Genomic DNA, 21,603 nt, shown 5'->3' with positions numbered 1-21,603 from the left:
GCTTCTTCAAGCCCGGGCGGAGTAGCGCTGCTTCCCGCCCGGATACTCTTGAGTTGAATGCTCTTGAGTACTCAGTATCCGTTTGGCAGCCTGAAAGGTGTTCTTATGCAGCGTTCAGTGACCGAGTTTCTCCGTCCTCGCGACATCAAGGTCGAAGAAATCAGCGCACATCATGCCAAAATCGTTCTCGAACCGTTCGAGCGCGGCTTTGGTCACACCCTGGGGAATGCACTGCGTCGCATTCTGCTTTCATCCATGCCCGGCGCCGCTGTGGTAGAGGCTGAAATTGCTGGTGTCGAGCACGAATATAGTGCGCTCGAAGGGGTGCAGGAAGATGTCATTGAAATCCTCCTGAATTTGAAAGATGTTGCGATCAAGATGCACAGCCGCGATGAGGCGGTGCTCTCGCTGAACAAGCAGGGCCCAGCCGTCGTCACCGCTGGCGACATTGCGCTTGATCATAGCGTCGAAATCGTTAATCCGGACCACGTGATTGCCCACGTCAATGAAGGTGCCGAGCTGAAAATTCAGCTAAAGGTAGCGATGGGTCGTGGTTACGAGCCGGCAGACGTTCGTGGCTCTGATGAAGAGTCTCGCACGATTGGTCGCCTGCAGCTGGATGCCACCTTCAGCCCTGTGCGTCGTGTTTCCTACGCCGTTGAAGCCGCTCGTGTCGAGCAGCGTACCGACCTCGATAAGCTGATTATCGATTTGGAAACTGACGGTACTTTGGATCCGGAAGAGGCTATCCGCCGCAGCGCGACCATTCTGCAAGAGCAGCTGGCCGCCTTCGTCGACCTGGAAGCTGATAAAGAACAGGAAGTCGAAGAGGAAGAAGATCACGTTGATCCGATTCTACTGCGCCCCGTAGACGATCTTGAGTTGACCGTTCGTAGCGCTAACTGCCTGAAAGCCGAGAATATTTATTACATTGGTGACCTGATTCAGCGTACAGAAGTTGAGCTGCTGAAGACGCCCAATCTCGGTAAAAAATCTTTGAACGAAATCAAAGACGTTTTGGCAGCACGCGGCTTGTCCCTCGGCATGCGGCTAGAAAATTGGCCGCCCGCTAGCCTGAAGGATGACAAGGCCTCTGCGTGAGCGTCGACTTGAGTCCCAGTTTGGTAAGGAATCACAACCATGCGTCATCGTAAGAGTGGTCGTCAATTAAATCGTAACAGCTCGCATCGTCAGGCTATGTTTAAAAACATGTCTGTGTCGCTAGTTGAGCACGAAGTGATTAAGACAACCCTACCCAAAGCCAAAGAGCTGCGTCGTGTTATCGAGCCGCTGATCACGTTGGCTAAGCAAGACAGCGTTGCCAACCGTCGTTTGGCATTTGCCCGCACGCGCTCTAAAGAAGCCGTCGGCAAACTGTTCAACGAACTAGGTCCGCGTTACGTCGAGCGTCCGGGCGGTTACGTCCGTATTCTCAAGTGCGGTTTCCGCACGGGTGACAACGCGCCAATGGCATACGTTGAGCTTGTCGACCGCCCGGTAATGGAAGAAGCTGTTGCCGAAGAGTAAGTCTTAGTCGACACTTTTTCACTGCTGGTAAAACCGGCCTTATCTAAACGCTGTTAGCGTTAAAGGATAAGGCCGGTTTTTTTTGCTTTATTGATTAGCCGTAGCTTATTTAAAGCTTTGTTTCGTGCTAAATCATATTCCACGTATTTACGCTTGCTTTGTTATGGCATTTAAGGCGAAGCTGACCATAATAAAAAAATTGAGCCGTTAAATTGGCATCGTCACGGGGGCATCACATGCAAGGGGCATCGGCATACGCATTCCAGTTGCGCGTTCATTCACGTAGCTTGTGTTGGGTCTGGTTAGTTTTATTTGTTTCATGCTTGGCACTTCTTGTGTCCTCCAGCGTCCACGCGAACCCGCGTTATGCGGGCATCGTAGTCGATTTGGACAATGGCGAGGTCCTCTACGCTGAAAATGCCGATGCGCGGCGTTATCCTGCCTCGTTAACCAAAATGATGACGCTCTACTTGGCGTTTGAAGCATTGGAAGAGGGTACCCTGCGTTTAGATCAAGCGCTGCCCGTGTCGCGTTATGCCGCCGCTAAACCTGCGGTAAAACTATGGCTTGCCGCGGGTAGCTCGATTCCGGTCGACACGGCTATTCGGGCACTGGCGGTACGCTCGGCGAATGACGTCGCTGCGGTGGTAGCCGAAGCGTTAGGCGGCACGGAACCGCGTTTTGCGCAAATGATGACCGCCAAAGCACGCGAGATGGGGATGCACGCCACTACCTTTCGCAATGCCTCAGGCTTACCAGATGACGCTCAGGTTACGACGGCGCGGGATATGCTGACGCTCTCAGTACGCGTCATGCAGGACTTTCCCCAGTATTATCACTACTTTGGCCTGCAAGAATTCGTTTATCGCGGGACCAAACACAAAAGTCATAATCGCTTGGTCAAAAACTATCCAGGTGCCGATGGGTTGAAGACCGGCTTTATTCGCGCCTCGGGTTTTAATGTTGCGACCACGGCCACGCGCGGTGAACGTCGGTTGGTTGGCGTGGTGATGGGCGGATTTAGCTCCCAATCCCGCGATACCCACATGGCGGACTTGCTCAATCGCAGCTTTATGCGCGCCGGTTTGCGTGACCACCACACATGGTTAGCCGATGCCAGCTTCTCGCGTGATTTTATGCGCTTTGGTCAGCCCCGGGTGGTTGAGCCTGTAGAGCCCGCGCCTGCCGCGCGCTCGCTTGAGCTGTTAGCGTCGCTGGAAACGTCGGTTAATACGGTTCAAGATAGTCGCGCGGAGATAAACGCGTTTGAGTCCCCGATCACTGAGCGAAATGACCCGTTGCGTGCCTTGATTGAGCGCGAGTCGACACTGCTTGGCTCGCGAGCAACGCAGGCGTGGGGCATACAGGTAGGTGCCTTTAGTCATGCTGATCAAGCGCAGCAGTTTGCACGACTTGCCGCTGAGCGTTTACCGCATGCAATGAATGGCCGGATTGCGGTCGATGCACTGGATAACTCGGTGTTTCGCGCTCGACTGATGGCGTTACAGGAAGGGCAAGCGCGCCAAGCTTGCCAACAGCTTAAGGCCCAAGGAATGGATTGCATGGTGGTTAACGCCAGCCTTTAAAAGTCGCATTGCCACAGCGCACCCCGTCAGGACAGCTTGGCGGGGTGTTTTTTGTTGAATTAATGGGGGAGAGGATGAGTTCATCGTTAAAAGGGATCGGTTGTATGTGTCTCGGTGTGCTATTTCTTGCGTTAGGGGATGCGGTTTCTAAATGGTTGGGCGAGGTGCATTCGCCACTGCAAATCATTTTTTTTCGCACCCTGGTGTCGCTCCCATTAATCGCGCTATTGGCTTACTTCGCAGGGGGAATGCGTAAACTACGTACCAAACGGCCTAAAATTCATTTGCTGCGTGGGTTAATTTATACCGGCACGATGGGGTTTTTTGTGTTGGGGCTGACGCTTCTGCCGTTGGCGGAAGCCACGGCGATTGCGTTTGTCGCACCGCTTTTTGTCACGCTGCTGTCGGTGCCACTGTTGGGTGAGCGTATCGAGCGGCCCGTTCTGGTGGCGTCGTTGGTTGGCTTTCTTGGGGTGATAATCGTGGTGCGACCCGGCGGCGATGCCTTTGGTGTGGGCGCTTTGGTATTGATAGCCGCTGCCCTGTGTTATGCCTTGATGATGATTACGGCCAGGCGCTACGGCGGTCGCGAGCATCTTTGGGCGATGGTGTTTTACATGACTGTGGTGCCGCTTGTATTAACCACTGCCGCTTTGCCGTGGGTGTGGCAAGCGCCGCAGCCGTGGCACTGGTTAGGGTTTCTGGGCTCGGGCATATTTGGCGTCGGTGCGACGGCGTTTATTACCTTAGCGTTTCGCTTTGCGCCGGCGGCTATCGCTGCTCCGTTTGACTACAGCGCGATGCTTTGGGCCGTGCTCTTAGGCTGGTGGTTCTGGGGCGAGCTGCCCGACGTTTGGGTATGGGTGGGGAGTGTGCTGATTATCGGCAGCGGCTTGGCAATCGCCTATATTGAACGCCGCACCAGCCTCAAGCGCCGCCCGAGTGCATAGCCTCGCGTTGGCGCCAGCGCGTTGTCAGTTCCCGTGCGGCACTTTGTGGTGAGGGGTGGCCGCAAATGGCTGAAATGACGGCCATGCCGTGTGCACCACTGCGTTGCACCGCGTCAATGTGCTGTGCTTTCAATCCGCCAATCGCCACGCTCGGAACGGCGCTTGCCTCTACCAAGGCGGCCAAGCCATCAAACCCCAAAGGAGCCGCGTGATCCTGCTTACTTGCGGTGGCAAACACAGGCCCCAGGCCAACGTAATCCAGTGCTTCGCTGGGAGCGGCGTGGAGCTGCTCAAGGGTATTGACCGACAAGCCGATAATGGCATCCGGCCCAAGCGCGTCACGCGCCTCGCGCACGGTGGTGTCGCTCTGGCCGACGTGTAACCCTTCGGCGCCGCTGGCGAGGGCGACATTTAAGCGGTCGTTGATAATTAAAGGAACACCTTTTGGTTTGAGTATCGCGCTAAGCCGTTTGGCCTGCTCAACCATGGTTTTTTCGCTGGCGTACTTGTCACGCAGCTGCACCATTGTCACCCCGCCGGCGACCGCCTCTTCCACGGTGCGCTCAAGGCCATAGGATTGGCACAATACAGCGTCTGTGACGAGATAAACCGAAAGGTCAAAGCGCATCGATAAACTCCAGCGGGGAAGGTTGGGCAAAATCTTGCCAGCAGAAGATATCGTAGCGAATCGATTAGCGAAAGGCGATACGTGTGCCGTAAGCGAGCATTTCGTCAGGCGTTAAAGCGTGCCCTGGGACGCCGATCATTTCATCCCCGCATTGATCGCTAAAGGTTAAGATACCGTGCTTCAGACCTAATTGACCAAGCTTATCGCGAATTTCGCCGGTGCCAAGAAACGTGCAGGTTTTGCCCTGCTCATTGCTCAGTTCGGAAACCCCTTGGGGATGGTGGAAGCGAACCGTGTAAATGCCATCCATCGACTCCACCTCCACGATAGGCGAAAACCCATTGTGAATTGCATGGGCCAGTTCTTTATAGGTAATACGCTCACTCAGGGCATAATCGCTGGTTGGCATGACAATTTCCTCGTTAGGTTAAGTTGTATAGACTGTACTTTTTAACTGTAGAGGTTTTGTGTCATTTTTCCAGCCCGGAATGCATGAAAGCGATATTTGTGCTCATGGCGCAGGCTGATAAAGTCATTTCTTTCGACACATCACAAAAGGAGGGACGCGATGTCTTTTCAAGGGGAGCAGCATCCTGGTGTAAAAACCGTACCCGCTGAGACACAAGGGTTTCGTCTTAACCACACGATGCTGCGGATCAAAGATCCCGAACGTTCGTTAGCGTTTTATTCGCAAGTATTTGGTATGCAGGTCATGCGGCGGCTAGATTTTGAAGAGATGAATTTCTCGCTTTATTTTCTCGCCAAGTTAGAAGAAAACGACAAAGTGCCAGAGGAGACAGAGGCGCGCACCGTTTGGACGTTCAGCCAAAAAGGGCTATTAGAGCTCACGCATAACTGGGGCACGGAGAATCAGGACGGTTTTGCCTACCATGACGGCAACGCTGAACCGCAGGGTTTTGGTCATATCTGTTTTTGCGTGCCTAATTTAGAGGCCGCACAAGCGTGGCTTGACGAGCACGATGTCACCTTCGTCAAACGCGCCGATCAAGGCAAGATGAAAGACGTCATTTTTGTGAAGGACCCTGACGGCTATTGGATCGAAGTAATCCAAGCCGACCGCATGGCGACTAAGGGCGATTAACGATGGCCCATTTGCTGTTTCGCCTACGCCACGTCACCGAAGAAGAGGCTATGGAGGTTCGCCAACTGCTAGAGGCCCATGGCATGGAAACTTACGAGACGCAGGCGGGATTTTTTCGACTGGGCGTGGATGCTATTTGGTTGCGCGATGCTTCCCAGCTAGATGAGGCGAAGGCACTACTTGCTGATTACCAAGCACAGCGCCTGGCGCAGGCGAGACGGGAGCATCATGACGCCCTCGCGCGTGGTGAAGCCCCGACTCTATGGAAACGCTTCACCGCCCACCCGTTGCAAGTTCTCTTGGTGTTCGTGGCGGTGGTCATCATTGCGCTCCTTACGTTGCTGCCGTTCATGGGTCTCGCTCGCTAGGTGGCGGGCAAATGCCCGCGCTTTAGATAGAACATGGCGCCCTCTTTGCCGGTACGAAGTTGCGGTGATTCACCCACGGGATAACGGCACCAGGTGCCCACCGGGTACTCGGTGTTGCTGCCCCAAAGCGTTCCTTCTAGAACGAAAAGTTCTAATCCGCCGCTAAGTGGCGGGTATTCCACCAACACATCCTCTTCCCAGCGCTCAAGGCTCACGCGCTCCTGACCAAAGGTGTGCAGCATTTTGTAGGTGATGCCGTGGCGTCGGTCGGGCTGCCAGGGCAGTTGGTGCGCGGGGATGGCGAGTTGCAGCGTGTCGTCGGGGTCAAACTGGTGTAGCTTGACGAAAATCAGTGCGCCCTCTTCGCCTATGTGCGGAGCATGGCCTGTTCCGATGGGGTTGCGAAGGTAGCTTCCGGCGGGGTAGGCGCCGTGTTCATCGGCGAAAACGCCCTCTAAGACCAAAATTTCCTCGCCACCCTCGTGGGTGTGGCGGTCAAACTGACTATGCGGTGCATAGCGCACGAGACTCGTCGCACGCGCCACCTCATCGCCAATACGGTCTAACATCATGCGTTCAACGCCAGGGCTAGGGGAGTCCACCCAACGGTATTCGTCGGGCGTGATGACGGCAAACTGAGAAAAATCCGCGTTTAAACGCATAAGGGCGGCTCTTGCTAGGAAAATGGAGGCCCTTAGTTTCCCTGATCGGCGGTTCAAAATGCAATCCGCGTTCTTCCTCCTTTTGCTAGGTTTATCCCGCGACAGGCTCAGAATATACGCCGTGAGACCCGTTCACTCTGTTCCTATAAAAGAGTGAACAGGTCTTGCGTATTGTGAATGAGCTCCCGCACTATCCAGCGTGAGATGAGCTACTTAATGGGTATGATCGTCGTGGTCTTGACCATGATCATCATGCCCAGCCTGTGCCAATGCATCATTCAGCACGTGCGCATTGTGGCGCATCATGCCTAAATACGTGCTGGCCTCGCCGCTGCTTGTTAGCGCGTCTGCATACAGCGTACCGGCAATAGAGATGCCGGTTTCTTCGGCTAACTGCGTGATTATTGATTGGTTGGTCATGTTTTCATGAAACAGGGCTTTGACGTTTTCTTCGGCGATCACATCCACCAGGCTGGCCATATTGGCAGCGCTGGGTTCGGTTTCAGTGGATAAGCCAGTGGGCGACAGAAAACGCACGCCGTATGCCGCAGAGAAGTAGCCAAACGAATCGTGACCGGTAATGACGCTGGTGGACGCTGGGATTTCAGCGATCAGCGCGCGGATCTCAGCATCCACAGCAGCCATTTCTTGCAAGTACTGCTCGGCATTGGCGCGGTAGGCATCGGCATTGTCAGCATCGGCGGCAATTAGCCCATCACGGATATTGGCCACATACACCTTGGCCTGCTGCATGTCCTGCCAAGCGTGGGGATCCTCATCGCCATGAGCGTGATCGTCATGATCTTGATCGTCGTGCCCGTGGCCATCGTGCCCGTGATCGTCATGATCTTGATCGTCGTGCCCGTGATCGTCATGATCGTTGTGACCTGCGAATGAGAGCGGCTGGATGCCATCGGTGGCAATGACCAGTGGGCCTGCATAGTCGCTGGCGTCGATTAAGCGCTCCATCCAGCCCTCAAACCGCAGGCCGTTAAACACCACTAAATCAGCGTCTGCCAAGGCACGGGCATCGCCAGGTCTAGGCGAGTACACGTGCGCGTCGCCATCGGCACCCACCAGGGAAGACACCTCAACATGCTCGCCCCCCACGTTTTCTACCATATCGGCGAGAATCGAAAAGCTGGTGACGACCTGAACGCGCTCATTAGCGATGGCGGCTGGTAGCGCCAACATAGTGGAAACACCCACTAACCAGCGCGATGAGGAGGCAAGAGTCATATGACCCTCCTTATTGGTTACGCATAAAAAAGAGTTACGCAGGAACAAGACAAATCAATACCCTTGCTCTACGGCTAAGGGCGTTGTTTTACGTCGTAGCTTGGCTGCCAGGCTGTGGTAACGGCCAAACAGCGCTGAAAAAAAGTAACCTGCGCCCGCGAGTAAAATAATGCTTGGCCCGGAAGGAATATCGAGGTGAAACGAGAGCAACAGCCCGCCAGTGCTGGCGATCATAGCCAACACCACCGCAATGCCAATCAAGCCTTCCAGCCGTTTGCTCCAAAAACGTGCCGAGGTCGCGGGTAACATCATGAGCCCCACCGCCATCAAGGTACCGAGCGTTTGAAACCCGGCGGTCAGGTTGAGGACCAAAAGCCCTAAAAAAACGCTATGCACCCAACCGCTGTGACGGCTTTGGCCGCGTAAAAAAAGCGGGTCTAAACACTCCACCACCAGCGCGCGGAAAATCACCGCCAGGGTGATCACAATCAGCGTGCTGATGCCGGTAATTAACAGCAGCGCGGTGGAGTTGATGGCCAATACCGAGCCAAACAGCACATGAGTGAGATCAACGCTGCTGCCGCCGAGCGAGATCAACATAACGCCCGCCGCCAGAGAAATAATGAAAAAACTCGCCATGGCCGCGTCTTCGCGCTGGCCGCCCATTTTCGACACCGCTCCCGCCAGCAGCGCGACCATCAACCCAAATAGCACTCCGCCAACGCTCATCACTGGCAACGAAAATCCCGCCAGCAAAAAACCTAATGCCACGCCGGGCAAAATCGCGTGGGCCATGGCATCACCAATCAGGCTCATGCCGCGCAGGACCAAAAACACCCCAAGCGGCGGCGCGGCAAGTGACAGCGCCAAGCCTCCCACCACCGCCCGGCGCATAAAACCGTAGTCAAACGGTGCAATCAACCAGGCATTAAACAGATCCCACATGGTGCTCTCCTAATGTAAATGGCACCACTTGAGCCGTCGCCGGCGAGTGGGTTAGGGCGCTCGGCGCCATCCACCGGCCGTGACCCCCACTGAGCATGAGCACGTCATCGGCCAAGCGCTGCAGGTGATCCATATCGTGTAGCACCACAATAATGGTCACGCCGTCATCCGCCATTTGACGCAGAATGCGAATCAAAATATCCACCGTCTCGCTATCCACGTTGGCAAACGGCTCGTCGAGCAATAACAGCTCGGCTTCTTGCATTAGCGTACGACCAATCAGTGCGCGCTGCCGCTGGCCGCCGGAAAGTTCCCCGAGCGGGCGGTGGGCTAAGTTCGAAATCCCCAGCCGCGCCATAATTTCGCGGCCCTTGCGGTAATGCGCCGCACAATAGCCTTTCATCGCTCCGTGGCTTGGCCAGCTGCCGGTCATCACCAGCTCTTCCACACTCATCGGGAAGGTCAAATCCAGCGCTAGCTGCTGCGGTAGCCACGCCCGGCGTTTTTTGGGAACGGTACACACCACTTCTCCGTTGATCGGGCGAAGCTCACCCATCAAGGCTTGAATTAGGGTGCTTTTCCCGGCGCCGTTCGCGCCAATCAGGGCTGTAATCGCGCCGGGTTGAAAGCTGCCGTCCACATGTTCAAGCACTGAGCGCTGACCTTGGGCCAGGTGTAAGTCATGAAGCTGTAAGCGTGCCGGTGGTGTTGCTTTCATAACGCCCACCCACCGGCCCACGCCACTAACAGCCAGAGCCCCACCAGCGGTAGCATCACGAGCCACAGCCGTTTTATCGCCGACAGCGACATTAACGAAAAATGGCAAGGCCCTTCTTTATTGTGGCGGTGCGTTCGCTCGCTCATGATGACTCCGTTATGGCTTAATAAGTTATAACATAACATTTTAGATGCAGGAACAGTGGATCATTTGATTGGTCGCGAATTGTACCCGTTGTGGGCGCGCAAACAATGTGTATAGGCCATCAGCATGCGGATATTAGCGCAAGCAGCCAGGTGTGAGAAAAGCTGATGAGTGTCAATGGTTATTATGAATGAAGAATGATTAGATGGTGAAAGCCTTAAGGATTAGGAACTGAGCATGGATGACTTTTCACCTTCGGATCTCAAGACGATCCTTCACTCAAAACGCGCCAATCTTTATTACTTGCAGCATTGCCGGGTGCTGGTGAATGGTGGCCGGGTAGAGTACGTCACCGATGAGGGCAGCAAGTCGCGTTATTGGAATATTCCCATTGCCAATACCACCTCGATTCTGCTCGGCACCGGCACCTCGATTACTCAAGCGGCGATGCGCGAGCTTGCCAAGGCCGGTGTATTAGTCGGGTTTTGCGGCGGCGGTGGCACGCCGCTGTTTGCTGCCAATGAAGTCGATGTAGACGTTGCCTGGCTGACCCCGCAAAGCGAGTACCGACCCACGGAGTACCTGCAATACTGGGTGCGCTTCTGGTTTGACGATGCAAAACGTCTGAATGCCGCCCGCGCCTTTCAGCAAGCCCGCCTTGCCCGCATCGAAGCCCTGTGGACAAGCCGCGTGATGAAAGACGCAGGCTTTAGTATTTCCACCGATCACCTGCATAGCGCACTCAACCACCATCGCGAAGCGATCAAAAAAGCCTTCAGCACCGTTGATTTACTTACCTTAGAAGCACGGTTAACCAAAACGCTGTTCAAGCTGGCGGTGAACGCGGTTGACTACGGCGACTTCACCCGTGCTAAACGCGGTGCGGGGGTTGATCCCGCCAACCGCTTTCTCGATCACGGCAACTATTTAGCCTACGGCCTGGCGGCGACTGCCACCTGGGTGCTGGGTATTCCCCACGGGCTTGCGGTACTCCACGGTAAAACCCGCCGGGGTGGGCTGGTTTTTGATGTGGCGGATTTAGTCAAAGACGCAGTGATTCTGCCCCAGGCGTTTATTTCCGCCATGCGCGGCGATGAAGAGCAGGAGTTTCGCCAAGCCTGCATCGAGCGCTTAACCCGCACCGAATCCCTCGACTTTATGATCGATACGCTCAAGGAAGTTGCCCAGGAATTGGGGCAAGAACAGGGGAGCGGCGAATCATGAACGTGCTGCTGATCTCTCAGTGCAACAAGAACGCCCTTAAACAGACCCGGCGCGTACTAGATCAGTTTGCCGAACGCCGCGGCGACCGCACCTGGCAAACGCCGATTACCCAAGCCGGGCTTGATACCTTGCGCAAACTACTACGCAAAACTGCCCGCAAGAATACCGCCGTCGCCTGCCACTGGATTCGAGGCCACGATCACAGTGAACTGATGTGGGTGGTGGGTGATGCCGCCCAGTTCAATCTCAATGGCGCGGTGCCGACCAATACCACTACCCGCGATATTCTGCGCCGCCAGGATGAAAACGATTGGCACAACGGCGAAGATATTCTTCTGCTCACCGCTATGGCCGCGTTACTGCACGACCTGGGCAAAGCCTGCGACGCCTTTCAGCAGCGGCTCACAGGCAAGCTGGAAGGGCGCAACTTATATCGCCATGAGTGGGTATCGTTACGGCTGTTCCAAGCCTTTGTAGGCAGTGACGACGACGCCACCTGGCTGGCGCGCTTGGCCGAAGGCGACTATCAAGAACAGGACTGGCTGGAAGGCGTTGAGCGTGACGGATTGGATAACCCCACGTCGGCGGTGTTTAGTCGTCTCCCTCCGCTGGCGGCCGCAGTGGGTTGGCTGGTGCTTAGCCACCATCGCCTGCCGTTAAAACCGCCGGACAAAGAGGATGACGCCCCAAGGCGCTGGGGACGAGGGAGCACTAGCCTGCAAGCAGAGCAGCTTCCCCAGTTATTCGCCGCCATCAACGCTGAATGGAATGAGATTCCCGAGATCCAAGACCCTAAGCGAATTTGGCCCTACTGGCAGTTCAAGGGCGGATTGCCCGTTAGTACGCCCCGCTGGCGCGAGCGCGCCACCAAACTGGCAAGGCGGTTGCAGGCACGGCTGGAAACGAATCGCCACTGGTTGGAAAGTCACTACGTCATGCACTTGGCGCGGCTAAGCTTAATGCTCGCCGACCATTACTACTCAAGCCTGGAAGACCCCCAGCATCGCGTGCGCGGCGAACCCAACTATCCGCTAATAGCCAACACCGTGCGCAAAACCGGCAAGCCCAATCAGCCGCTTGATGAGCATATCCTGGGCGTGGAAAAACACGCCGCTACGATTGCGCGCGCACTGCCTAGCGTCGACAGCCACCTGCCGCGTTTAGCGCGCCATAAAGGCTTTCGTAAACGCAGCAGTCACCCGCGCTTTCGCTGGCAGGATAAAGCGTTTGACCTGGCCCAATCGCTGAGAGAACGCAGCCAACGACAAGGCTTTTTTGGCATCAATATGGCCTCCACCGGCTGCGGTAAAACCCTGGCGAATGGGCGCATTATGTATGCGCTGGCCGACCCTCAGCAGGGGGCGCGCTTTAGCATTGCGTTGGGGCTACGCACGTTAACGCTGCAAACCGGCCAAGCACTTCGCGAGCGCTTGCATCTTGGGGAAGATGAACTCGCCGTGCGCGTGGGTGGCAGTGCCAATAAAACGCTGTTTGAGCACTACGAGCAAGAAGCCGAAGCCAGCGGCTCGGCGTCTCAACAGGCGCTGATCGAAGAAGACGCCCACGTGGTGTTTGATGGTAACTTTGATAACCACCCGGTGCTGCGCCGCCTGAATAATGAGCCGGGCACCCGCGCGCTGATCGCTGCACCCATTTTGGTGTGTACCGTTGACCACTTGGTGCCTGCCACAGAAAGCACCCGTGGCGGGCGGCAGATCGTACCCATGCTGCGGCTAATGAGCAGTGATTTAGTGCTCGATGAAATCGACGATTTCGATATCAACGACCTGCCCGCGCTGACTCGATTAGTGAATTGGGCGGGGCTGTTGGGCTCGCGGGTGCTGCTGTCATCCGCCACCTTGCCGCCCGCCTTGGTGGAAGGGCTGTATGAAGCCTACCGCAGCGGTCGCGAAGCCTTTCAACGCCACCGAGGCGAGCCGGGCTTAGCGGTGGATATCTGCTGCGCCTGGTTCGACGAGCACGATCGTCAGCATGACAACTGCCCCAGTAGCGAGACCTTTAAGGCTGCGCATCACGCCTTTGCCAAGCGGCGGTTAGAACGCTTAGCCACCAGCCCGGTGCGCCGCCGCGGCGATATTTTAGCGTTGCCAGCGTTAGGCAAACGCCCGGAAGAGATCAGGCCCGCCGTTGCTGCGCTGTTGCGCGAGCATGCGTTAGTGCTACACCACCAGCACCACTCTGTTGACCCGCACACCCGCAAGCGCGTCAGCTTTGGCCTTGTGCGTATGGCCAATATCGACCCCTTGGTGGATGTGGCCAGGGCTCTGTTTCAGGAGGGCGCGCCGGAAGGGGCACGCATTCACCTCTGCGTTTACCACTCCCGCCACCCTTTGGTGATGCGCTCGGAGATTGAGCGCCGGTTAGATACAACGCTGCAACGCGCCGAGCCAGAGCGCGTGTTTCAGCAGCCGGATATCCGCCGTTTACTGGATGGCAGCGAAGAAAATGACCACTTGTTTATTGTGCTGGGCTCGCCGGTCACTGAAGTTGGCCGCGACCACGATTATGACTGGGCGATCGTAGAGCCTTCTTCCATGCGCTCGATTATTCAGCTAGCGGGCCGGGTACGCCGCCACCGTGAGCAGGCCTGCGAAGTGCCCAATATTTTACTGCTCGATACCAACCTCAAACATTGGGAGCAATCTGGAAAGCCCGCGTTTCATAAGCCTGGCTTTGAAACAGACGGTGATTGGCGGCTAAGCAGTCACTCTCTGAGTGAGTTGTTAACTAAAGATGAATACCAGGTGATTGACGCGCGCCCCCGCGTACTGTCGCGGGAAACGCTGCATGCCAAGGAAAGCCTCGTCGATCTGGAGCATGAGCGGCTGCATCAACTGATGATCGAACAGCCCGCTGAACCGTTAACTAAAAAAGAGATCAGGCTTGGCAAGCAGCCCAAGCCGCCACCGCTGGGGGCCTATAGTTGGTACGCCGTACCACAGGTGCACTTAACCGGTGTATTGATTCAGCGTGACCCATTTCGCAAGCAACTCGAACCCGAAATAACCCTAGCACTGCTGCCCGATGAGGGCGGTGAAAGCTGGACGCTACACCGAGTAGACGATGGCGCAAGGCGGGGTGAAAAGCTCTATGTGCCGGTAGAAGAGAGCCTGCTGGTACGGGTAGACCTAGCAAAAGAGCAGGGCGAGCGGATTCAACCCTGGGGCGCCAGCGACTACTTAACGGCACTGGCCGATTTGGCGGAAGACCTGGACATCTCCCTTGATCGCGCCGCCCGAACCTTCGGCACGGTCACGGCCTCGGCTAGAAATCAGCGGTGGGGGTATCACCCAGTGTTGGGATTTTGGCGGAGTAAATAAAATTTAGCATGCTCCGTAATTTCTACGAGGTTCACGTACAAGCACTTGTATGCCAGCAGGTTTCGATAATCAAAAGGAAAACGTATGGCAGATAATAGTAGAGCAGCAGAAATTCGCTCTGGGATCGAAGCTTTCTTAAAAGAGCGCTTCGATACCAAAGCGGAAAAGCTAGCTCCCGATGACCCGAAATACCAAGCACTGGTTGAGCAGTTCCAGTTCGATACCTGGATAAACGATGCGGCAAAGCGAGTCGGTCAGTTGCAGGTCGTTACCCACTCACTAAAACCTATCCACCCCGATGCCAAAGGCTCCAACCTTTACGCTCCACCCGAGTCGCTACATACCCACAACCTAGTGGGTAGTCATTTGTTACCTGCCGATTTTGCAGGCGATGTCGTGGGGAACGCCGCAGCCTTGGATGTTTATAAGTTCTTGAAGCTGCAATTCGAGGGAAAATCGCTGCTTGAGCGTGCCCTGGAAAATGACACTGAACTGGCAAAAGCGTTAAGCGATAACCCCGAGCAAGCTCAGGCGTGGATCAGTGCCTTTGCGGCGATTACCGAACCGCGCGGCGAACACGCCTCACATACCCGAGGCAAACAGCTTTATTGGTTAGTGGGTGATGATGCAGCAGACTCAGAGAATGAAGCCGAGAACTTTCATCTCTTAGCCCCGCTGTATGCCACCTCGCTGGCGCACCGCTTATTTCAAACCATTAACCATGACCGCTTTAGTGAAGAAGCCAAAGAGGCACGTAAAGCTAAGCGGGAAGGCAAATATGCCGAGCAATCGGTGCACAGCTACCCCAACCTAGCCGTACAAAAAATGGGCGGCACAAAGCCACAAAACATCTCGCAACTAAATAGCGAGCGGGGAGGGAATAATTACCTATTGGCATCGCTTCCGCCCAGTTGGAATGTCCGTGATATTCGCCCACCACTGAAAGTCGCATCGGTTTTCTCCCACCCAGGAGTATTTGGCAGCCGTTCAGAAGTGCGCTCCCTTGTTACAGACCTCAAGCGCTTTCTGGAGGCCAACACTTCCACCAATATGCACACCCGCGACCTGCGCGATGACTACACCGCTATGTTGATGGATGAGCTGGCGCTATTTGCGATGCAAATGCATAGCCTGCCTGCCGGTTGGAGCGACGATGAAAAATGCGAATTGGTCGCTGAAGAAGCCTTCTGGCTAGACCCTGGTCGTGCCGAAGAAGATGCCGCTTTTCGTGAAGCGCGAAACAGCGTGGAGTGGGCCGATGACATTCGCCACCGCTTTGCTAACTGGCTCAATGCGGCGCTGGGTGAAAAGCTCCCGTTAGGTGATGTGGAATTTCGCCACTGGCAGAAAACGCTGGCAAAAGATGCGACTCATCAAGGTCGTGACCGCCGCTGGATGGAAAGCCTAATGGAAGACTTAACCAACCTGCCAGGAGGTGATGACGATGAGTAAAGTGAAAAACCTCCTGGTCTTGCCGCGCCTGCGGGTACAAAACGCCAACGCGATTTCCAGCCCGATGACCTGGGGCTTCCCTTCCATGAGTGCGTTTGTGGGTTTGATGCACGCCCTGGAGCGCAAGCTTTTGGTGGCAGGTATCAACGTTGCGCTGGAAAAAGTCGGCGTTATTTGCCACGACTTTGAAGCCCAAGCCACTGAAGGCGGCTACATCCGTGGCTTTCACCTTACCCGTAACCCGGTAGATAAAACGGGAGGCACGGCAGCCATTGTGGAAGAAGGGCGTATCCATCTGGATATCACGCTGATCTTCACCATTGATACGGCCGCTGAAGAAAGTGAACTTATTGCTGAACAAATCGGTGAAATCGTCGCGGGTATGCGTATCGCCGGGGGCAGCGTGGTGCCTAACCACAGCGTTCCAAATCACAAACAGCGCCCGCAATGGGTCACGCTTGATGACGATGAAGAGCGGCGTCAAAAGCAGTTCGCGCGCCTGAAGCGTCGCTGGTTGCCAGGCTTTGCGCTCACCCTGCGCGATGACTACCTCACCGAACACCACCAGACGCTGCAACAGCAAAACCCGGAAGCCAGTTTGCTGGATGCGTGGTTGGATCTTTCACGGCTCAATCACCACTGTGCTCTGGAAAATGAAGGCCAACCCAACGAGAAACCCGTTTGGCAGGTGCAGCGCCCCTATCGCGGCTGGCTGGTGCCTATCCCCGTGGGTTACGGCGCAATCTCTGATCTTTTCCAGCCAGGAGAAGTAACCAATGCCCGCGATGCCAAGACCCATTTTCGCTTTGTTGAAAGCCTTTACTCCATGGGCGAATGGGTCAGCCCGCACCGCATGAAGCAACCTGAAGACCTGCTTTGGTACGTTGATAACGACGAAGAAGCGGGACTCTACCGACTCAACAACGATTACCACCTTCGCGCCTCAGCACAGTAAAAAAGGAGCTTTATCATGGCTAAAAACGACACCCTTAAAACCGCTTCCGTCCTCGCCTTTGAGCGCAAGCTTGACCCCTCTGATGCCCTGCTTTACGCCAGCAGCTGGGAAAAGCGCCAAGATAATCAGCAGTGGCAGCCGGTAGAAGTGCGTGAAAAATCGGTGCGCGGCACCATCTCCAACCGCCTGAAAGCCAAAGACCAAGACCCCGCTAAGCTAGACGCGGCGATTGAAAATCCCAACCTGCAAACCGTCGATGTCGCCACGCTGCCTCACGATGCAGACACCTTAGTTGCGCGTTTTACGCTGCGCGTATTGGCCGGTGCTGGAACGCCCTCTGCCTGTAATAACGCTGAGTACCAAGCCAAGCTGGAGCAGGCAGTCGCCGAATATAAACAGGCGCAAGGCTTCGGCGAGCTGGCGCATCGCTATGCCAATAATCTGGCGAACGGTCGCTTTCTGTGGCGCAACCGCATGGGCGCCGAGCAAGTCGAGGTTAGTGTTCGTCAATTGGCCCAGGGAAAAACCACCAAAGAGTGGACGTTTGATGCACTGTCGCTCTCGTTGCGGTCTTTCGAGGACACCGCCGAGCTTAAAGAACTCGCCAGTGTTATCGCCTCCGCGTTGGCGGGTGAGCAGCACTTGCTGCTAGAGGTAGTGGCCTATGTGCACGTAGGCAGTGGCCAAGAAGTGTTCCCGTCCCAAGAGTTGATTCTTGATCGGGGCCGGGGCGATAAGAGCAAAACGCTTTATCACGTCAGCAAGATTGCCGGTATTCACTCGCAGAAACTGGGTAACGCCATTCGTACCATTGATACCTGGTACCCCAACGAGAACGATGAAGACCTTGGGCCTATTGCCGTTGAACCCTATGGCTCCGTGACTACCCAGGGCAAAGCGTACCGCCAGCCCAAGCAGAAGGCCGATTTCTACTCACTGCTGGATAACTGGATGATCAAGGATTCAGTGCCGTCCACTGAGCAGCAACACTTTGTCATGGCGACCTTGATTCGCGGCGGTGTGTTCGGCGAAGCGGGGTAAACCATGGATCACTATATCGATATCCGCCTGAGGCCCGACCCTGACTTTGCCCCGGCAATTTTAATGGGCGCGCTTTATAACAAGCTTCACCGGGCACTGTTTGATTTACAGGCTGCGGACGTAGGCGTCAGTTTCCCTGACCATAAGCACGGTTTACGCGCGCGCACGCTGGGTGATCATCTTCGCCTACACGGCACACAAGCGCGTTTGCAGCAGCTAATGAATGCAGTCTGGCTAACCGGTATGCGCGATCACGCCCAGGTGAGCGAGGTGCTTGCAGTGCCTGCGGGTGCTCAGCATATCAACGCGGCGCGTAAGCAGTTCAATACGGGCAGTCCAAGTCGTGCCAAGCGCTATGCCAAACGGCATGACATTTCAGAAGAAGAGGCGCAGCAGATTTACGCCAAGTTGGCCGAACGGCGCATTGAGCTCCCTTTTGTGCAGATCAATAGCCGCTCCACCCAGCAGCGTTTTAGCCTGTTTATTGAACACTGCAAGCCGCAGGAAAAGCCAGTGGCGGGCACGTTCAGCCATTACGGCCTAAGCCCCAACGCCACGGTGCCCTGGTTTTGACCCTTTTTTCTAGTATCAAAATAGGCCGCCAATAATCAATCACTTAGCGGTGTTACTCAAAAAAGGGTGATACCGCTTTTTTCGGTTAAAGCTCTTTAACAATCAGCACATTAATTTTGATATGCTCTTGTTCGCTGCCGCCCAGGCAGCTCAGAAAAAGTCATGCAGGTATGCTCAGCCTCAATAACAGTTCGCTGCCGCCCAGGCAGCTCAGAAAAAACCAAGCCCATATAATCTAAGCAGTGCTTAGTTCGCTGCCGCCCAGGCAGCTCAGAAAGTTATTAAACAACACCAAGCCCGCCATGTTGTGTTCGCTGCCGCCCAGGCAGCTCAGAAAGTATTCAGCAGCTAGCTAAGCAGGGCATTATCGTTCGCTGCCGCCCAGGCAGCTCAGAAAAGGGCGCTTCCCTTCCGCGCCGGTCGCAAATCGTTCGCTGCCGCCCAGGCAGCTCAGAAAAAAGAGTTGATCTACAACCGGCTCAAGCTGCAGTTCGCTGCCGCCCAGGCAGCTCAGAAACCAGGTCATGCCCCCATGTTTTTGTAGATTGAGTTCGCTGCCGCCCAGGCAGCTCAGAAAATATCGAGCAAGCCTTTTTTATGCGCCTCCTTGTTCGCTGCCGCCCAGGCAGCTCAGAAAATGTTGTTATAACCGGCGGCGAGCCTTGCCTTGTTCGCTGCCGCCCAGGCAGCTCAGAAACATGCTTTGCTTGCTGTTGATAGCGCGATACCGTTCGCTGCCGCCCAGGCAGCTCAGAAAACATTAAAAAGAGTGTCTTTGTTTGTTGATGAGTTCGCTGCCGCCCAGGCAGCTCAGAAATCGCCGCCCGCCGTTGCGCTCGTTGCTGTAATGTTCGCTGCCGCCCAGGCAGCTCAGAAAGAGTGGCTTCGTTTATAGAATATCCTGACAAAGTTCGCTGCCGCCCAGGCAGCTCAGAAATTCCATGATTGCCGTTGCCGCTTTAAGCATAGGTTCGCTGCCGCCCAGGCAGCTCAGAAATGATCCTCGCCACAGCCCTGATGTGTGGGACGGTTCGCTGCCGCCCAGGCAGCTCAGAAAATTATGCCCCCTTAGTAACTAGCGCTAAAAACGTTCGCTGCCGCCCAGGCAGCTCAGAAAAATCGGCCATTTAATTTCGTTAGCCCGGTTAAGTTCGCTGCCGCCCAGGCAGCTCAGAAACCACCAATCGCTGCACCCAGCGGGCCACCTAGGTTCGCTGCCGCCCAGGCAGCTCAGAAAGTGACGATATGCTGCGGGAATATGCGTCAAACGTTCGCTGCCGCCCAGGCAGCTCAGAAATGAGTATGCCATGTCTGATCCTCGCCACAGCCGTTCGCTGCCGCCCAGGCAGCTCAGAAAAAAATCGCTTGTCATTGTGTCTATAACGGCAGGTTCGCTGCCGCCCAGGCAGCTCAGAAACGCCGAAAAAGTTTGGCATGATTGCAGGAGCTGTTCGCTGCCGCCCAGGCAGCTCAGAAAAATCCCACGCCACCATTTCTTGGCGGGGGCACGTTCGCTGCCGCCCAGGCAGCTCAGAAAATGAAAGCGCAATTTGTTTCTAAAGATCAAAAGTTCGCTGCCGCCCAGGCAGCTCAGAAATGGCCCCGTTTAGTGTGGGCAATCAATTCTTTGTTCGCTGCCGCCCAGGCAGCTCAGAAACAGGGCAAAGGCCAACACATCACCATCGAACAGTTCGCTGCCGCCCAGGCAGCTCAGAAATTTAGCGAGTCTCACCAGTGAGACATTTGGCCGTTCGCTGCCGCCCAGGCAGCTCAGAAAAAGATAGCGTCGATCACATTAGCGTGGAAGCTGTTCGCTGCCGCCCAGGCAGCTCAGAAAAAAACCGCAGTAACATCACGGCGGTAACGGTAGTTCGCTGCCGCCCAGGCAGCTCAGAAAAATTTTCAAATGTCGGGCTATGGCGTTGACGTGTTCGCTGCCGCCCAGGCAGCTCAGAAAATACGGGTCACGATATTATCGTGATAACGCAGGTTCGCTGCCGCCCAGGCAGCTCAGAAAAAGCGCATAGGGGAACCATATTCCAGCCGAAAGTTCGCTGCCGCCCAGGCAGCTCAGAAACTCGGCCGTGATGCGCTGCGGGATTTGGGATTGTTCGCTGCCGCCCAGGCAGCTCAGAAAAGGCTGGTCAGCGCTCCGCGAGCTGGGTGCAGGTTCGCTGCCGCCCAGGCAGCTCAGAAAACCGTCATACAGCCGCCCACAGCGGATAGGAGGTTCGCTGCCGCCCAGGCAGCTCAGAAAGTACATTTGCGTGACACTTAGTGCGGTTTCGAGTTCGCTGCCGCCCAGGCAGCTTAGAAATTGGCGGGAGCGCACTAGCTTTAACAGCAGCAGTTCGCTGCCGCCCAGGCAGCTCAGAAAATGCCCGCGCTGCTTGGCTCTTCTTCCACTGGGTTCGCTGCCGCCCAGGCAGCTCAGAAAGAAGCGCCCACAACCGCAGCAAGCGCGCATCTGTTCGCTGCCGCCCAGGTAGCTCAGAAATAAATTCCCTTTTGCTCAGCTTCGCAGCGAATGTGCGCTGCCGCCCAGGCAGCTCAGAAAATGTGCTATCTCCTTGCACAGATTGCCCCACGGTTTGCTGCCGCTCAGGCAGCCTAGAGACAAATAAGCTCTTCATGACACGTTAATTCAATATAATAATTGATGTGCGTAACGTTGCGCGATACATTTTGCTGGCGTTTTGCAGTAAGGGAGAAAAGCAATGCGATGATAAAAAAATCAAACACAAAGGGCTTAAACGACTCTATGAGAAGGGGCAACCTCAAGGAGTACAACCGAATCATGTCGACGATCTAAAAGACATACTTGCGGCACTGGACGCAGCCACCAAACCAAATGATATGGATTTTCCAGGCTTTGATTTCCACAGTTTGAAAGGTGATAGAAAAGGTTTCTTTTCGGTGCATGTAAACGGCAATTGGGTAGTGATATTTACGTTTGATGGGGAAGATGCACACCTTATTGACTATTTAGATTATCACTAACTGTCGGGTCCCGTGTGATTAACCACCTTCTTGGTAAATAACTCAGGACGCTTGGTTTGCCATTCCTTCATTATCGCAATCGGTGATTGATGGTGCAGCGCCTTTTGCGGAATGTGGTGATTATACAGCCAATTGTAGCGTTTGAGCG

The 21,603-nt window shown here is 55.3% G+C and carries 20 protein-coding genes, 1 pseudogene and 1 CRISPR repeat array; of the genes and pseudogenes, 13 read left to right on the top strand and 8 right to left on the bottom strand.

Translation table 11 applies throughout. The annotated features are described in order from the left end of the window. The first annotated feature begins 105 nt into the window (after positions 1-105). The 4 genes from QC823_RS08240 (at position 106) to QC823_RS08225 (ending at position 4,063) form a co-directional block, all read left to right on the top strand. Positions 106-1,101 carry a DNA-directed RNA polymerase subunit alpha gene (locus tag QC823_RS08240; RefSeq protein WP_179929149.1) on the top strand — a complete coding sequence of 332 codons (996 nt, stop codon included), beginning with the start codon at positions 106-108 and terminating at the stop codon, positions 1,099-1,101. A 39-nt stretch (positions 1,102-1,140) separates the two neighbouring features. Next, positions 1,141-1,527, top strand: coding sequence for a 50S ribosomal protein L17 (gene rplQ / locus QC823_RS08235; RefSeq protein ID WP_309655885.1), 387 nt, complete (start codon positions 1,141-1,143; stop codon positions 1,525-1,527). Positions 1,528-1,862: 335 nt separating this feature from the next. Continuing rightward, positions 1,863-3,113 carry a D-alanyl-D-alanine carboxypeptidase gene (locus QC823_RS08230; RefSeq protein WP_309655884.1) on the top strand — a complete coding sequence of 417 codons (1,251 nt, stop codon included), beginning with the start codon at positions 1,863-1,865 and terminating at the stop codon, positions 3,111-3,113. Positions 3,114-3,187: 74 nt separating this feature from the next. Further along, a complete protein-coding gene (locus QC823_RS08225; RefSeq protein ID WP_309655883.1) occupies positions 3,188-4,063 on the top strand; it encodes a DMT family transporter in 876 nt (291 codons plus the stop codon). Here the strand turns inward: QC823_RS08225 and thiE are convergent. Both thiE and QC823_RS08215 read right to left on the bottom strand, forming a co-directional pair. Then, on the bottom strand, positions 4,041-4,691 hold the full coding sequence (gene thiE / locus QC823_RS08220; protein ID WP_309655882.1) for a thiamine phosphate synthase: 651 nt from the start codon (positions 4,689-4,691) through the stop codon (positions 4,041-4,043). The two genes, QC823_RS08225 and thiE, sit on opposite strands and share 23 nt — an antisense overlap. A gap of 64 nt (positions 4,692-4,755) precedes the next feature. After that, entirely contained in the window at positions 4,756-5,100 is a 345-nt protein-coding gene (locus QC823_RS08215; protein ID WP_309655881.1) for a hypothetical protein, read from the bottom strand. 159 nt (positions 5,101-5,259) lie between these two features. Between QC823_RS08215 and gloA the strand changes: the two genes are divergently transcribed. Both gloA and QC823_RS08205 read left to right on the top strand, forming a co-directional pair. Next, positions 5,260-5,793, top strand: a complete 534-nt coding sequence (gene gloA, locus QC823_RS08210; protein WP_309655880.1) for a lactoylglutathione lyase — start codon at positions 5,260-5,262, stop codon at positions 5,791-5,793. A 2-nt stretch (positions 5,794-5,795) separates the two neighbouring features. Then, positions 5,796-6,161, top strand: coding sequence for a DUF6164 family protein (locus QC823_RS08205; RefSeq protein WP_309655879.1), 366 nt, complete (start codon positions 5,796-5,798; stop codon positions 6,159-6,161). Here the strand turns inward: QC823_RS08205 and QC823_RS08200 are convergent. From QC823_RS08200 to QC823_RS08180, 5 genes are all read right to left on the bottom strand, one after another. Further along, the gene (locus tag QC823_RS08200) at positions 6,158-6,823 is read right to left on the bottom strand and encodes a cupin domain-containing protein (RefSeq protein ID WP_309655878.1); all 666 of its coding nucleotides are present in this window, start codon (positions 6,821-6,823) and stop codon (positions 6,158-6,160) included. The two genes, QC823_RS08205 and QC823_RS08200, sit on opposite strands and share 4 nt — an antisense overlap. A 213-nt stretch (positions 6,824-7,036) precedes the next feature. Continuing rightward, positions 7,037-8,062, bottom strand: coding sequence for a metal ABC transporter solute-binding protein, Zn/Mn family (locus QC823_RS08195; protein WP_309655877.1), 1,026 nt, complete (start codon positions 8,060-8,062; stop codon positions 7,037-7,039). A 54-nt stretch (positions 8,063-8,116) separates the two neighbouring features. After that, on the bottom strand, positions 8,117-9,007 hold the full coding sequence (locus QC823_RS08190; RefSeq protein WP_309655876.1) for a metal ABC transporter permease: 891 nt from the start codon (positions 9,005-9,007) through the stop codon (positions 8,117-8,119). Then, positions 8,991-9,725: a metal ABC transporter ATP-binding protein gene (locus QC823_RS08185; protein ID WP_309655875.1), complete on the bottom strand. Its 735-nt coding sequence runs from the start codon at positions 9,723-9,725 to the stop codon at positions 8,991-8,993. Before QC823_RS08185 ends, QC823_RS08190 begins: the two co-directional genes overlap by 17 nt. Further along, on the bottom strand, positions 9,722-9,871 hold the full coding sequence (locus QC823_RS08180; RefSeq protein ID WP_309655874.1) for a hypothetical protein: 150 nt from the start codon (positions 9,869-9,871) through the stop codon (positions 9,722-9,724). Before QC823_RS08180 ends, QC823_RS08185 begins: the two co-directional genes overlap by 4 nt. A gap of 235 nt (positions 9,872-10,106) precedes the next feature. Between QC823_RS08180 and cas1f the strand changes: the two genes are divergently transcribed. From cas1f to QC823_RS08145, 7 genes are all read left to right on the top strand, one after another. Beyond that, the gene (cas1f, locus tag QC823_RS08175; RefSeq protein WP_309655873.1) at positions 10,107-11,093 is read left to right on the top strand and encodes a type I-F CRISPR-associated endonuclease Cas1f; all 987 of its coding nucleotides are present in this window, start codon (positions 10,107-10,109) and stop codon (positions 11,091-11,093) included. Further along, positions 11,090-14,434, top strand: coding sequence for a type I-F CRISPR-associated helicase Cas3f (gene cas3f, locus QC823_RS08170; protein WP_309655872.1), 3,345 nt, complete (start codon positions 11,090-11,092; stop codon positions 14,432-14,434). Before cas1f ends, cas3f begins: the two co-directional genes overlap by 4 nt. A gap of 84 nt (positions 14,435-14,518) precedes the next feature. Next, on the top strand, positions 14,519-15,886 hold the full coding sequence (gene csy1 / locus QC823_RS08165) for a type I-F CRISPR-associated protein Csy1 (RefSeq protein WP_309655871.1): 1,368 nt from the start codon (positions 14,519-14,521) through the stop codon (positions 15,884-15,886). After that, positions 15,879-16,841 (top strand): type I-F CRISPR-associated protein Csy2, encoded by a 963-nt coding sequence (gene csy2 / locus QC823_RS08160; protein WP_309655870.1) that lies wholly within the window; start codon positions 15,879-15,881, stop codon positions 16,839-16,841. The genes csy1 and csy2 overlap by 8 nt, the downstream gene beginning before the upstream one ends. Positions 16,842-16,856: 15 nt before the next feature. Beyond that, positions 16,857-17,882 carry a type I-F CRISPR-associated protein Csy3 gene (gene csy3 / locus QC823_RS08155; protein WP_309655869.1) on the top strand — a complete coding sequence of 342 codons (1,026 nt, stop codon included), beginning with the start codon at positions 16,857-16,859 and terminating at the stop codon, positions 17,880-17,882. A gap of 3 nt (positions 17,883-17,885) precedes the next feature. Further along, entirely contained in the window at positions 17,886-18,455 is a 570-nt protein-coding gene (gene cas6f / locus QC823_RS08150; protein WP_309655868.1) for a type I-F CRISPR-associated endoribonuclease Cas6/Csy4, read from the top strand. Between the two features lie 129 nt (positions 18,456-18,584). Next, positions 18,585-21,072: direct repeats of the CRISPR family, unit length 28 nt; unit sequence GTTCGCTGCCGCCCAGGCAGCTCAGAAA. Positions 21,073-21,116: 44 nt separating this feature from the next. Beyond that, positions 21,117-21,455 (top strand): type II toxin-antitoxin system RelE/ParE family toxin, encoded by a 339-nt coding sequence (locus QC823_RS08145; protein WP_309655867.1) that lies wholly within the window; start codon positions 21,117-21,119, stop codon positions 21,453-21,455. Here QC823_RS08145 and QC823_RS08140 read toward each other — a convergent pair. Then, a pseudogene (locus tag QC823_RS08140) lies at positions 21,452-21,603 on the bottom strand (IS481 family transposase); the annotation flags it as partial. The gene QC823_RS08145 and the pseudogene QC823_RS08140 sit on opposite strands and share 4 nt — an antisense overlap.

Source organism: Vreelandella vilamensis, from assembly GCF_031451755.1.
GTDB lineage: Bacteria > Pseudomonadota > Gammaproteobacteria > Pseudomonadales > Halomonadaceae > Vreelandella > Vreelandella vilamensis.
Note: the sequence above shows the minus strand (reverse complement) of the source record. Positions and strands in the feature narration are given on the sequence as shown.